This is a genomic window from Thermoleptolyngbya sp. M55_K2018_002 (assembly GCF_015295965.1).
GTDB lineage: Bacteria > Cyanobacteriota > Cyanobacteriia > Elainellales > Elainellaceae > Thermoleptolyngbya > Thermoleptolyngbya sichuanensis.
In genome coordinates this window covers 1-13,271 of sequence record NZ_DVEA01000185.1, presented here as the reverse complement: position 1 = coordinate 13,271, position 13,271 = coordinate 1, and the positions used below count along the sequence as shown (strand labels likewise).

Below are 13,271 nucleotides of genomic sequence, written 5' to 3'. Positions count from 1 at the left end.
GCCCGCGAGAAATCGTCCAAAACCCAGACAACTTAATCGCAAGTGCGTAAGTCCTATTTGTGTAGACTTTACTTGCGGGCAAACTTGCGGGCAAACTTGCGGGCAAAGAGGACAGCAGCATGGATACGGCTTCAGGATTGACCTACGCCGTCTTGGGTACGGGGGCGTTGGGCGGCTACTATGGCGCGTGTTTGCAAAAGGCAGGGCTGGAGGTTCACTACTTATTGCGGAGCGATTTTGACCTGGTGCAGCGACAGGGGCTGGTGATCGAGTCGCCGGATGGGGATTTTGTACTGCCGCAGGTGAATGCCTATCGGCGATCGCCCGATATGCCGCGCTGCGATGTCGTGATTGTGGCGCTGAAGACGACCCAAAATCATCTGCTGCCAGACCTGCTGCCGCCTGTGGTGAAGGATGATGGCGTGGTGCTGGTGCTGCAAAACGGGCTGGGAGTAGAGGCTGAGGCAGCGGCGATCGCCGGCCCAGAGCGCGTCCTGGGTGGACTGTGTTTCCTCTGCTCCAACAAAGTCGGGCCGGGGCACATTCGCCATCTAGACTATAAAAAAATTGCGATGGGTGAATACAGCGCGGCGGGGGAGGCAGTGGGCATTACCGACCGAATGCGGCGGATCGCGGCAGACTTTGAGCGGGCAGACATTCCCATTGAACTGGCTGAGGATTTGGTGCTGGCCCGCTGGAAAAAGCTGATGTGGAACATTCCCTTTAACGGGCTATCCGTGGTGCTGAATGCGACGACGCAGGACATGATGGCCAACCCTGATGCGCGATCGCTCGCCGAGGCGCTGATGGAGGAGGTGATGAAAGGGGCAGCGGCGCAGGGACGGGCGATCGCCCCAGAATTTGTGCAGACCATGCTGGATCACACGGCAAAAATGAAGCCCTATCGCACCAGCATGAAGATCGACTACGACGAAAAGCGCCCGCTGGAAGTAGAAGCGATGTATGGCAATCCGCTGCGGGCGGCTCAGGCGGCAGGAGTCCACCTGCCTCAGATTCAAACGCTGTATCAACAACTGCGGTTTCTAGACGCGCAGAATCGGGGTTTGTAGCGGGGCGATCGAGAATTCTCTGAAAGTGGTTTAATACTGGTTTGGGAGGTTGCTGGCAGGGCGAAGGATGCGTAATTTCCGCGTCATACTCAAAGATTAGTTAATCTATCTGCAAGTTTTCTTGCATGGTTTTGCCTGAGATGGCCGACACAAGACAACGTAAGATGTTAGTCGGCAGTATTTCTTAACAAGGTCAACCTGTGAAGCTGTTCGTTTTCCACACACCGGAACTGATTCCTTCCGGCAAAACGCCCGACTGTGCGATCGCCATCGACGTACTCCGGGCAACCAGCACCATGGCCACCGCACTCAACGCTGGAGCCGAAGCGGTTCAGGTGTTTAGCGACCTCAATGAGCTGATGCGGGTGAGCGAATCTTGGGCCCCTGAGAAGCGGATTCGGGCGGGAGAACGGGGCGGCGCAAAGGTAGAAGGGTTTGACTTTGGCAACTCGCCGCTGGACTGCACGCCAGAGGTGGTGACGGGGCGGCGACTGTTCATCAGCACCACGAATGGCACTCGTGCGCTAACCTCGATCCAGTCTGCCGAAACGGTGATCGCCGCTGCACTGGTCAACCGTCAGGCTGTTGTAGATTATCTGCTGGCTCGCCGCCCCGAAACCGTGTGGCTGGTCGGCTCTGGCTGGGAAGGGTCATTTTCGTTGGAGGATACGGTCTGTGCGGGGGCGATCGCCCATCGATTGCAGGTGGAACTCGGCGTTCCGCTAGAAGACCTCGCGGGCAACGACGAACTGATCAGCGCAGTGAGTCTCTACAGCCAGTGGCAGGATCGCCTGCTGGAACTCCTGCACCACGCCACCCACGGCAAACGCCTGCTGCGCCTGCACTGCCACGAAGATTTGAAATACTGCTCCCAAACAGATCTGCTGAATGTGCTACCCATCCAGCGGGAGCCAGGAGTATTGGTGAAGCATGAAAGCTTGATTGGAGTTGCGGGGTAGCTCACTGTTGGGGGTGACGCAGGGGACGCAGTGACCGAGGGTTGGGCATAGCGTGTGAGTCAACTCCAGCAGCATGTCGCCTGCTTAATATTTCGCAATATACTGGAGGGTGAGGTGTCAAAATATCAGTACCCCCGATGATTCTGGAACCTGCCCAGCGGCGCAAGCTTGACGAAACAGACGATGCGCTGTTCTACGACTATCCGCGTTTCGTGACCCATGTAGACGACGGGTTTATTCAGCAGTTGACCGATCTGTACCGGGAACGGCTGAAGCCGGATACTCGCATCCTGGACATGATGAGTAGCTGGGTGTCTCATTTGCCAGAGGAGATGACCTTCGCCCATGTGGAGGGTCACGGCATGAACGCGGAGGAGTTGGCGCGAAATCCCCGGCTTGATCACTACTTTGTGCAGAATCTGAACCAGAATCAGCTTTTGCCGCTGCCCGATCAGTCTTTTGATGCGGTGCTGAATACAGTGTCGGTGCAGTATTTACAGCGACCGGAGGCTGTGTTTGCCGAAATCTATCGCATCTTGAAACCAGGTGGCCTTGCTATCGTCAGCTTTTCTAACCGGATGTTTTTCCAGAAGGCAATTCAGGCGTGGGTAGAAGCATCGGAATCGCAGCGGGTAGAACTAGTAAAACGCTACTTCGAGCAGATTCCTGGCTTTGGCAAGATTGAGACGATTGCTCGTCAGCCGTCAGTGCCCCCGTTTCTGCAACTGCTGGGTATGGGCGGGGGCGATCCGTTTTATGCGGTGATGGCTGAGCGAGTGAGCTAGAGGATTTTGGATTTTGGGCTGGCTGGCGTATGCGTAAAAACCGAACCCTGATGTGAAGTAATAACAGGACGGCTGAGCTACAGACCCTCCAGCATACGGTTAGTTGGTTACATATACGTTACATACACTTAGTTACTTACATATACGTTACGTACACTTAGTTACAGTGACATACGCTTGGTTGCATACGATTGAGATACCGACCCGGATAGCGCAGATTGAAGACGAAGATACATACGATACATACATAGCAAGATACATACATAGCAAATACGAGATCCGCAAGATCCCTGACTAACCTTAGGCAAACCTTGCAGATATGTTCCGCTTTTAGAGGGTGTTTTACGGACTGCACTGGTTGTTGCAGGCTAGCTGGAGGCGCTGGTGTAGAACCGCAGGGCGAAGCGCCAGAACTGTTGGGCAAAGAGGAATAGGGCGATCGCCAGCCCAGCAGACGCGCCAATCCAGCCCCAGGCAGTGCGACCCAGCAGTGCCTCTGCCGGAATTGTGGTGAGAAATGCCACGGGCACGACGAAGGTAAAGAAAAATCGATAGGCGGCGGGATAGGCAGCCGTAGGAAAGCGCCCCGCCTCTAGCAAGCCCCGCAGCACTTCCGTCACGTTATACACCTTGACGAACCAGATGCTAGTGGCTCCCAGGATGAACCACAGGCTGTAGAGGGTGACCAGCCCTAAAGCAAGGGCGATCGCCCCAATGCCGTACACCCCCACGGGCAGCCCCAGCCGCGATCCGGCATAGCCCAGCATTATCAACCCAAACATCAGATCAGGGATGCCCCAGGGTGATACGGTGCGTGTAGACAGCCAGAACTGGGCGCTGATGGGCTTTAGCAAGACAAAATCCAGCGTGCCCAACTGCACCTGTTTCACGATTTGGCTGAGGTTGGGTGAGAGGAAGGTGGCGGAAAAGCCCTGGAGCAGCGTGAACATGGCCAGCACGACCAGCGCCTCTTCCCAACTCCACCCCTGAAAGCTGTAGCCTGTGCGGTAAAAAAGGAACAGTCCGAACAGGCTACCTGCCAAACTGCCCAGGCTGCTGAGCGTGGCCAGCACAAAGTTAATCCGATATTCCAACTCGGTGGCGATCGCCGTTTCCCAGAATAGCCCCAGCACGCGCAGATGACGGCGGATATAGGGCAGCAGTCCACGTCTTCTTGCAAGCCTGTCAGGAGGCTGTGTCATGGGCTTCTAAGGTTCGGTTTCTAAGGTTCGCTGAGGTGAGCGCGGGCCCGGTCGAGGGCCTGACGAACCTGGTCAAACCCTGTGCCGCCGTAGCTGTTGCGGGCGGAGACCACGCGGGCAGGGGCGATCGCCTCGTAAATGTCATTCTCAAAGGCGGGATGCAGCGACTGCCACTCTCCCAGCGTCAGGTCTTTTAGCAGTTTGCCTGCCGCCAGAGAGGTTTTCACAACTTTGCCCACCAGATTGTACGCCTCGCGGAAAGGTACGCCCTTGGCGGCGAGGTAGTCCGCCACGTCGGTCGCGTTGGAAAAGTCTTCGGCAACGGCGCTGTTTAGCCGCTCGGTGCGGAACTCCATGCCCTCTTGCAGCAGGATGGTCATAGCCTCCAGGCAGCCGCGCACCGTCTTTACCGCGTCGAACAGAGCTTCCTTGTCTTCCTGCAAGTCTTTGTTGTAGGCCAGCGGCAATCCTTTCATCAGCACCAACAGGGCTTGCAAGTGCCCAAACACGCGCCCGGTTTTGCCGCGCACCAGTTCTGGCACGTCGGGATTTTTCTTTTGGGGCATGATGCTGGACCCTGTGGAACAGCTATCTTTCAGCGTTACAAAGCTAAATTCCTCCGATGCCCAGAGGATCACCTCCTCCGACAGGCGCGATAGGTGAACCATGATCAGGCTGGCGGCGCAGAGGAACTCGATGGCAAAGTCGCGATCGCTCACCCCATCCAGGCTGTTGGAATATACGCCGCCAAAGCCCAGTAGCTCGGCGGAATAGTGGCGATCGATCGGAAAGGTTGTGCCTGCCAGCGCCCCAGACCCCAGCGGCAGCAGGTCAACCCGACGATATACATCGCCCAGCCGCTCCCAGTCGCGCTGCGCCATGTCGAAATAGGCCAGCAGGTGGTGCGCCAAACTCAGCGGCTGCGCCCGTTGCAGGTGTGTATAGCCAGGAATCAGCGTTTCCACATGCTGTTCTGCCAGAGCAAATAGCACCGACTGAAACTGGCGCAACTGCTGGCGGATTTGCCCAATTTGGTCGCGCAGATAAAGCCGCGTGTCGGTGCCTACTTGGTCATTGCGCGATCGCGCGGTGTGCAGCTTTTTGCCCACATCGCCGACGATTTCTGTCAGCCGCCGTTCCACAGCAAAATGCACGTCCTCCGCGTCGATGCCGGGGTTAAACTGTCCCGATCGATATTCCTGGCGAATTTGCTCTAGCCCGGCCACCAACTGTTCGCCTTCTTCGGGAGAGATAATGCCTGTGTGGGCCAGCATTTTGGCGTGGGCTTGCGAACCCGTCAGGTCATATTCGATTAGCTCGATGTCGAAGCCGATGCTGGCGTTAAAGCGGGCGATCGCCGGATGCAAAGCCGACTCAAATCGCTGGCTCCAGGTTTGCTGCGGAGAAGGATTGACCAAAATCTTGCCCTAAGAGTAAATGCTCAGATAAATGTTCAGCAATTGGTTTAGCAATTGCCCTTGCGGTGGGACTGCCCTTGCTATGGGGTTCAGCTATGGGGTTCAGCTATGGGGTTTAGCTATTGCTGCCAGTTTTGACGACTCCTGCCTGACGTTGCTGCATTAAAAGAGACGATTCTGAGTAGTTCGTCTGAGTAGTTCGCGCTACCCAAAACCGCTTAATGCCTACTGATGAATCTAGCCGTAGCTTGTGAAGCCGCGCAGCAGATAGCCAATGACAATCCCAATCAGCAGTGCCCAAACCTGACCAGTCTTCACAAAATTGTCTGCTGCCCGCCGCACCCCAGCAAATACGTCCGTATCAAACTGTTGTGCCAGCGTTGGGTAATCAAGGTGCCAGTGCCACAGTAGCCCGTCGGGAGCCAGGCTCCAGCTTGCAGGGTCGGCAAAACTAGGGGCACTAGAAACCCACGTCAAGGCGTGATGCGCCAAATCGATCCACATCATGGGGATTGAAGCCTCGTGAAATGATCCTGAAGCGACCGCTGATTTGCGGCAGCCATAAAATACTACGGAATATACCGTAATTTGCAAGCGTTTGATCCAGCTATGGTGCTGGATTGCTAAGAAGGCTTGGCACTCAATCCCTGCTTGGAATCTTCTCCTCTAGCCGTAGTCCTAGGACTGACGCAGTTGGACGATTTTTCGCGGGCACAGCCCGCGAAAAATCGTCCAAAACCCAGAAAACTTATCGCAAGTCCTGAGTCCGTTCACGAGGACGCAGGTGTTGCTGTGAGGCGGCACTGTTACCCCACAACCAACATGGCTAACGCTGTAAAACGTTCTGAGTTCCGAAAGGTTTCCGCCCCCTTCTGGGCGATCGCCCCTAGCGCTGTAGCCCGATCACGCCGTCCAAATCGGCTCCGGTAAAGTTTGCGCCCGTCACATTGGCATTCGTCAGGTTCGCATCTTCTAGATCTGCGCGGGTCAAGTTCGCATTTTGCAAATTCGCACCTGTTAAGTTGGCTTCTTCCAGATCCGCATTGGTCAAATTAGCCCCACTCAGGTTGGCATTGCTCAGGTCGGCTTTTTCGAGGTCAGCCCCTGTCAGGTTGGCGTTGCTCAGGTCTACGCCGCGAAGATCTGCCCGTTCCAGATCGACCCCTTGGAGGTTGCAGCCGACACACTGGCGCGTAGAGAGCAACTGGCTAAGGGGGTCGCTACCCGCTGTTGCCTGAGCGATGGGCTGGTTGTCAACGGGCTGGCTTGCAGCAGGATTAGAATCATCCTGGGCAGCGGTTGGCGCTGGCTGGGCCGGATTCACGCCCTGGGGAGCGGTTTGGGAATCCGCCGGGGCTTGATTCGGGGCTGGGTCAATCTGGGTGGGCGGGGTTGGAGAGGGGAGGGCACAACCAACCATTCCTGCGGAAACAAGGGCGATCGCCCCGCCTGCCAGCCGTCCATAGTTTTTGAAAGCCATGAATATACCTAAACCAATTAGCTACATCCACACCTTATTCAACAGACTGACAGCAGTTCATCCTCTGAAGGTTGGCAATTTCAGCAGCCCGCCCAGACTTTTTTGTAACTTTAGAAATAGTCCAAATTGCGTAGATGGGCACTCATTTAGGACTCAAGCATAGAAACCGGAGCTGCGGCTCGTCTGTTTTAGCCCAACTATTCGGGCTTGACCCGCATGACGATTAGCGTCATGTCGTCGTTGGCATCGCGCCCCGCACCGACAAACTGCTGCACCTGCCCAAATAGATATTCCAGAATTTCCTGCGGGCTGCTGTAGGCTTGGCAGGCGTATTCAACATCTTTCACTAGGTTTTCTTCGTCGTAGCGATCGCCATTCGGGCTAGCCGCATCAGTAAATCCGTCAGTGAAATAGATGACTGTATCACCCGGAGCCAACTGCACCTGCGCGTCGAAATACTGCGTATCCACATCCAGCCCAATCAGCATTCCCAGCGTGTCTAGCCGGGTAATTTTGCCTGTCGCGGCTCGCCACAGCAGCGGCGGGTTGTGGGCGGCGTTGCTGTAGGACAAGACCTGGGTTTCGGTGTTGTATTCGGAATAAAACAGCGTCACAAAGCGGTTAGAGTTTTCTAAATCCGCGTACATGACGTGGTTCAAGTGCTGCAAAATTCGCGAGGGCTGGTGTCCGTTCAGCACTTCTGCCCGCAACATTCCCCGCAGCATGGTCATAATCAGCCCAGCCGGAACGCCCTTGCCCATCACGTCGCCAATCGTAATACTCCAGCGGTTGCAGTTACTCAGCGTGCCCTTTTTGGCGCGTACCTGGTCATAGTTCACCGGGATGAAGTCGTAATAGTCGCCGCCGACGCGGTTGGCGTTTTTGCAGCGGGCTGCCAATTCTAGTCCTTCAATTTGGGGGCACTGGCGGGGCAAAAGCTGCCGCTGGATTTCTTCGCCAATTTCTAGCTCTCGATCCAGGCGCTCTTTTTTGCGGAGTTCGACGGTGAGTTCGTCTGTGGCGATCGCCACCGCAGTCTGATCCGCCACCAGCCTCACCAGCTTCTGCCGCGTCTCTGTCCACTCATAGTTCGGGTCATAGCTGAAGACATAGAGCCGCCCCCGCTCCTCGTTTTTAGACAAAATTGCCGTGCCAAACATCTGTACGTCTGCGCCCAAGTGGCGATTGACCTGATAGTCGAGGGCCGCCGTCAAATCGGCCGATGGAACCAGCGCAGTTCCCGCAGTGGGGGACGAAGCCGTAAGCTGTAGCGTCGCCGTTTCTAAAGCCTTGCGAATGGTTTGGCAATTGTGTCCATCCTGGCAGTGAATTCGCTCAAGGCGTAATTGCCCGTTGGGGCGAAATAGGATCAATGCGCCCCCGTCGGCATCGGTCACTCGACTGGCAATCAGCGGGGTTAGCTCTAAAAATTGATTGAGATTGGTAAAGCTTCGCAGCGCAAACCCCAGAGAACTCAGCAAATCTTGGACTTTGTTATGTTCCCGGTTCAGCCGAGACACAAGCTCCTTCAGCGCAAACACAGGCGTAATGTCTGGCGCGGGCGTGCCGCCAGGCAAATCCGGCGATTGTGAAGGCTGTCGTGGAACGGGAACAGTGGTCATGCGAGGCTTAGTTTGCGGCTTGGCAGAAACCAAGTAGGACTGGGAGTTGGGACTGTGAAAATTGCCTTATACGAAGATTAGCTTGTAGAAATTGCCTGCAAGGGGCTTGTCGGGCATTACAGTCGGAAGGTAATGAACTTGAGATTAGGTTTTATCGAGTGTACACAGAATTGGCAGCAGAACAACTTAGGAAAGATTTCTTAACCGGAGTATAGGACGATTTTGCAGCTATGGGCAGTTTCGCCGGACAGAGCCAAAACTGAATAGGCTGTATTGAACTGAATAAGCTGTATTAATTGGAAGCGTATTGATTGGGAGAAGGTCTGAGTGCGGAGCTGATTGGGCTTGGTTCTGATTCAGATTTGATACCCGATTTGGGTACCCGATCAAGCAAGGTGTGTGGCAAAGTGATGACGGCTATACCGCTCCCCTGCGTAATAGGGATCGATTACAGGGTTACTACAGGATATGCTCTGGCTATCCCGTATCAAGATAACGCTCTGCTGAAGAATCTGAAGAAGATGATTGGATTCTGGGCCAGGGCAAAGCGCCAAAGCCGTTACGGGGATTGTAGAAGAACTTCGCTAGGCGCAAAGTAAAGTTTTGCGAAAGCTGGATACCCTATTCGTGATGAGTCCTGGGACGGAGTTGAGTCAGGGCGATCGCCCTCCAGCCTGGCCGTAGCCGCTCCACATCCAGCCATAGCCCCCAGACGATATTCAGTGGCAAGCTCTTTTGATAATAGCGACCTGGAATGGCAGCTTGGCGGCTATTTCTTGGCGGCTATTTCAGTCGTCCGTCTTCCAGATACAGCACGCGGTCAGCAACGTCCATAATTCGAGGATCGTGCGTCACGATGAGAACGGTGCGTCCCCGCTCTTTGGCGAGAGTGCTGAGCAGATCGATCACGGCGTGTCCGCTAGTAGAGTCGAGGGCTGCCGTGGGGTCGTCTGCCATAATCAGCGGCGGGTTTCCGGCCAGGGCGCGGGCGATCGCCACTCGCTGTTTCTGTCCGCCAGAAAGGTTCTTGGGCAGGTTTTTGGCGCGACTGCCCAGACCTACGGCTTCCAGCAGCGACAATGCCTCATGGCGGGCCGCCTTGCCGCGAATACCCTTCATCTCCAGTGCCAGTTCGATATTCTCTAGGGCCGTCAGCGCTGGAAACAGGTTAAAGCCCTGAAAGATGAAACCGATGTTTTGCAGGCGAAATTGCGAAAGCTGCGATCGCGACATTTCAGTAATTTCCTGACCTAGCAGACGAACACTGCCGCCTGAAGGAGTCAGGATGCCTGCCAGGATCGAGAGCAGCGTTGTTTTGCCAGAGCCAGACGGCCCCATCAAAAGCTGGATGCTGCCTGCGGGAATTTCTAGGTTAATGTTGCTGAGTGCTTGAAACTGCTCGGCTCCTTCCCCGTACACCATTTCTACGCCGCGAGTGGCGATCGCCTCCGACACAGCAGGTGTCAGCTCTCGCTCTGCCAAATACTGAGACGGCACAGGAACTGCCAGGGATGAAGCTAGATTCAGATGCGATACAGTCATGAACGTTAGAACGTAAACGGCAGCGTGATCCACAACAACAGGTCGATCAAAGACAAAACCCGAGGAATAAATCACAGAACTGTGAGGCACTCAGTGACTTCAATCCAACCCTGACACCAGGTATGCGGGCGTGTTCAAAATCAAGGCAACACCATCTGTCAAAATAAACTGTCGAAAGCTAGCCCACAGTTCTAATCAACTTAAAATCCTAAAGAAGCTATCTCACTAGACTCCAAAACTGGTTCACAGGTTGCATACTTTGAGACTTGTCTCTCACTTCTCGCGATAACTTCACGATAGTTTGAATGCTCAAAAGTTGCCTTCACCCGGTTGACCGAACCCCTATTTTCTGTAGACGAAGACCTCAAACCTGTTCTAATCAATGCTTCACGTACACAACCCCCAAATTCGGAATCCGTCTCTCTTTGGGCAGATCTAAACCCAGTTAAACTTCAACCTGAGTTGTAAATCAGCACCCCTGCCATAAACGGTTCTTAATCTTTATCTAGTGTAATAAGCCTTTCTACTCACACTCCGTAACCCTAGACACGAAAATATTTGCGTTTTTGTTGCGTTTTTATAAAGTTTTGACTGGGCGTAAATAGCCTATCTAGCCTTCTAAACTGCAAGCCTCTAAGCCTTGAACACGATAGCCGGGTCAACATGGGTCACTTTCTGGATGGCAAACAATGCTGAAGTGACGCACATGCCAACCGTAATGCCCAAAATGCCGACGGCGGTCACTGGTGTAATCAGAATCGTGATGCCCTGCGTTGCAAAAGTCCAGGCTCCTAACCCTAGACACAGGGCCACGCTGGGAATGTAGCCCAAAACTGCCATCCATAGCGCTTGCTCGATGATGATGCGATAAATTACCCAGTCGGATGCGCCCATCGCTTTCAACGTGCCAAATTCTCGAATATGATCGGCGACCGATGAGTATAAAATTTGTCCTACAATTACCATTCCCACAATGACACCCACAGTCGCACCCAAGCCTAATACAAAGCCGATCCCCGTGCGCTGCACCCAATACTTTTGTGTCAAATCAGACATCTCCGCTTTGGTATAAGCCTTGGTATTGGGCAGGGCTTGTTCTAATCGGCGCTTCAGCGCTTCCAGATCGGTTCCGGGTTCTGCTTTGACTAAGACGTAGGTAATGACATCTGTGGGGGAGAGGGTGCGGGGTTCTGGGACGGCATCGGGATTGATCGTCCGCTCAAACAAGTTGCTACAAATTAGTTGACCGTCCTGTAAGCGGCAGCTTGTGGTAGACGTATAGGCAGAATTCAGATAGGCATTTGCGTTTTTGAGGGAAGTAAAAACGTAGGTGCTGGATGCAATCGATTGTGTGCCTCGCGTAAAGCCAACCACTCGTGTTGGCAACGAGCCGATATTGGCGCGATCGCCCACCTGGCTGACGTGGATCGACGCTCGGTTTGCTTGATCTGGGATCACGGTGTAGGGCTGCTGCAAATCCTCTACCCTGCCCTCCGACAAGTTTCCATAGTTAAATAGACTGCTAGCCGGGTCAAACCCAATAATTTGCACGGTGGAAATGTCGCCGCTGGGACTCCGCCACGTTGTGGTTCGCGTAATCATCGCCTCAGCCACGGCTACACCTTCTACTGCTTGTGCCTGCTGCACCATTCCTGCCGGAATTGGGAGCGTAAGCTGTAGATTCACCATTTCCTGGGCCCCAACCCAAATGTCTGCCCTAGAGCCGTCAACTAAGGTGCTGGTTGAGCGGCTAAATCCGTTCAAAATGCCTGTCTGAATCGTTACCAAGCTAACGGCAAACATGATCCCGGCCTGGGCAACGAAGAACCGGGGAATATCCTCAAATAGGTTTTTGCGAGCAACTGAAGCCATGCGGTAGATCGGCCCAGTAGGCCGCTGAGGGCGGATTCAGTAAACGAAATCAAACCCGTATGCAGAATTGGCACGCAGATTTGTACGCATACATTTCTTCAACTGTACGTTGCTGAGTGATTTGATTTGTGCCAAGTTGTGCCACTCGGCTTAACTGTCTGGAATTACTGTCTGGAATTAAAGGCGGTGGCTTATGCCCGCACTTGGTCGGTCATAAATGTAGCGCTGGTCAGCAGGCGTGAAATGAGTCTACGGTAAGGAGCAGATAAGACGCTTAGACACCTAAGACGCTTAGACACCGCTGAACCTATCCCACACAATCTTACTTCCCATGCAAATCCATCGTCTTCCAGCCCTGTCGGACAATTACATCTTTGTGCTGTATTTCCCTGATACGTATCAAGCGGCCGTTGTCGATCCTGCGGAAGCAGAGCCAGTCTTGGACTGTTTGTTCAGCCTGGATGCTCAGCTTGTGGCAATTCTGAATACGCATCACCACCGAGATCACGTCGGGGGCAACCTGGCACTGTTGCAGCGGTTTCCCGATGCAGTGGTCTACGGTGGCGCAGAAGATCGGGAACGGATTCCAGGACAGCAGCAATTTTTGAAGGAGGGCGATCGCGTTGTGTTGGGCGATCGCCCAGCCAACATCCTCTTCGTCCCCGGCCACACCCGCGCTCATATTGCCTACTACTTTCCACCCGCTAGCTCAGAGCATCCAGGCGATCTGTTCTGTGGAGATACCCTGTTCGCAGGCGGCTGCGGGCGTTTATTTGAAGGCACTCCCACTCAAATGGTTCACTCTCTGTCCAAACTCCGTGCCTTGCCAGACAACACAAGTATCTGGTGCGCTCATGAATACACGCTGAAGAATCTTCAGTTTGCGCTCTCCGTCGATCCCGAAAATCAGGCTTTAGAACTGCGCTACCAGGAAACACTCCGCCAGCGACAGCTTCAACAGCCCACAGTGCCATCACTCCTAGAAGTTGAAAAACAAACCAATCCCTTTCTGCGATGGGATACACCCGAACTCCAAGCAGCCATGAACACATCAGACCCCGTGCAAAGCTTTGCTCGCTTACGAGGAAAAAAGGATATGTGGTAAAGCGCGTACAAAGAAAAATCTTGAAACAATTTTAGAGAGGCAATTGCGAACCACTCCCCCCGCCAGGAAACAGATCAACCTCCCAAACCCCTTATCTGTTGGGGCTTTCAAGTTTTGGGAGTTTTTTTTGAGAAATTAGTTGACAGTTATAGGGAGATAGGGCTACATTAGTAAAGCGGTCGGGAGGACAGCCGAAGCGGAGTGAAAGCGAAGCAA

The 13,271-nt window shown here is 54.1% G+C and carries 11 protein-coding genes; 4 read left to right on the top strand and 7 right to left on the bottom strand.

All coding sequences use genetic code 11. The annotated features are described in order from the left end of the window. Positions 1-119 precede the first annotated feature (119 nt). The 3 genes from IGS51_RS09075 (at position 120) to IGS51_RS09065 (ending at position 2,814) form a co-directional block, all read left to right on the top strand. Positions 120-1,070 carry a putative 2-dehydropantoate 2-reductase gene (locus IGS51_RS09075; RefSeq protein ID WP_297078105.1) on the top strand — a complete coding sequence of 317 codons (951 nt, stop codon included), beginning with the start codon at positions 120-122 and terminating at the stop codon, positions 1,068-1,070. 200 nt (positions 1,071-1,270) lie between these two features. Beyond that, positions 1,271-2,029 (top strand): 2-phosphosulfolactate phosphatase family protein, encoded by a 759-nt coding sequence (locus IGS51_RS09070; RefSeq protein WP_297078104.1) that lies wholly within the window; start codon positions 1,271-1,273, stop codon positions 2,027-2,029. Between the two features lie 137 nt (positions 2,030-2,166). After that, entirely contained in the window at positions 2,167-2,814 is a 648-nt protein-coding gene (locus IGS51_RS09065) for a class I SAM-dependent methyltransferase (RefSeq protein WP_297078103.1), read from the top strand. A 368-nt stretch (positions 2,815-3,182) separates the two neighbouring features. Here IGS51_RS09065 and IGS51_RS09060 read toward each other — a convergent pair whose 3' ends face one another. The 7 genes from IGS51_RS09060 to IGS51_RS09030 form a co-directional block, all read right to left on the bottom strand. Further along, positions 3,183-3,965 carry an ABC transporter permease gene (locus IGS51_RS09060; protein ID WP_367279297.1) on the bottom strand — a complete coding sequence of 261 codons (783 nt, stop codon included), beginning with the start codon at positions 3,963-3,965 and terminating at the stop codon, positions 3,183-3,185. A gap of 71 nt (positions 3,966-4,036) precedes the next feature. After that, on the bottom strand, positions 4,037-5,434 hold the full coding sequence (gene argH / locus IGS51_RS09055) for an argininosuccinate lyase (protein WP_297078101.1): 1,398 nt from the start codon (positions 5,432-5,434) through the stop codon (positions 4,037-4,039). Positions 5,435-5,671: 237 nt separating this feature from the next. Next, positions 5,672-5,941: a hypothetical protein gene (locus tag IGS51_RS09050; protein WP_297078100.1), complete on the bottom strand. Its 270-nt coding sequence runs from the start codon at positions 5,939-5,941 to the stop codon at positions 5,672-5,674. Between the two features lie 379 nt (positions 5,942-6,320). Next, complete coding sequence (locus IGS51_RS09045; protein ID WP_297078099.1) at positions 6,321-6,914, bottom strand: pentapeptide repeat-containing protein; 594 nt, start codon at positions 6,912-6,914, stop codon at positions 6,321-6,323. 197 nt (positions 6,915-7,111) lie between these two features. After that, positions 7,112-8,536, bottom strand: a complete 1,425-nt coding sequence (locus IGS51_RS09040) for a PP2C family protein-serine/threonine phosphatase (protein ID WP_297078098.1) — start codon at positions 8,534-8,536, stop codon at positions 7,112-7,114. Between the two features lie 783 nt (positions 8,537-9,319). Beyond that, complete coding sequence (locus tag IGS51_RS09035; RefSeq protein WP_297078097.1) at positions 9,320-10,078, bottom strand: ABC transporter ATP-binding protein; 759 nt, start codon at positions 10,076-10,078, stop codon at positions 9,320-9,322. 633 nt (positions 10,079-10,711) lie between these two features. Then, complete coding sequence (locus tag IGS51_RS09030; protein WP_297078096.1) at positions 10,712-11,950, bottom strand: FtsX-like permease family protein; 1,239 nt, start codon at positions 11,948-11,950, stop codon at positions 10,712-10,714. Positions 11,951-12,281: 331 nt separating this feature from the next. Here IGS51_RS09030 and gloB point away from each other — a divergent pair, with 331 nt between their 5' ends. Continuing rightward, entirely contained in the window at positions 12,282-13,055 is a 774-nt protein-coding gene (gloB, locus tag IGS51_RS09025; RefSeq protein ID WP_297078095.1) for a hydroxyacylglutathione hydrolase, read from the top strand. The last annotated feature ends 216 nt before the right edge of the window (positions 13,056-13,271 follow it).

Bases quoted from the DNA above. Each gene is read 5' to 3' on its own strand.
- IGS51_RS09065 (WP_297078103.1), top strand. From the start codon at position 2,167: ATGATTCTGGAACCTGCCCAGCGGCGCAAGCTTGACGAAACAGACGAT.
- IGS51_RS09030 (WP_297078096.1), bottom strand. From the start codon at position 11,950: ATGGCTTCAGTTGCTCGCAAAAACCTATTTGAGGATATTCCCCGGTTC.
- IGS51_RS09050 (WP_297078100.1), bottom strand. From the start codon at position 5,941: ATGATGTGGATCGATTTGGCGCATCACGCCTTGACGTGGGTTTCTAGT.
- IGS51_RS09035 (WP_297078097.1), bottom strand. From the start codon at position 10,078: ATGACTGTATCGCATCTGAATCTAGCTTCATCCCTGGCAGTTCCTGTG.
- IGS51_RS09045 (WP_297078099.1), bottom strand. From the start codon at position 6,914: ATGGCTTTCAAAAACTATGGACGGCTGGCAGGCGGGGCGATCGCCCTT.
- IGS51_RS09075 (WP_297078105.1), top strand. From the start codon at position 120: ATGGATACGGCTTCAGGATTGACCTACGCCGTCTTGGGTACGGGGGCG.
- gloB (WP_297078095.1), top strand. From the start codon at position 12,282: ATGCAAATCCATCGTCTTCCAGCCCTGTCGGACAATTACATCTTTGTG.
- IGS51_RS09040 (WP_297078098.1), bottom strand. From the start codon at position 8,536: ATGACCACTGTTCCCGTTCCACGACAGCCTTCACAATCGCCGGATTTG.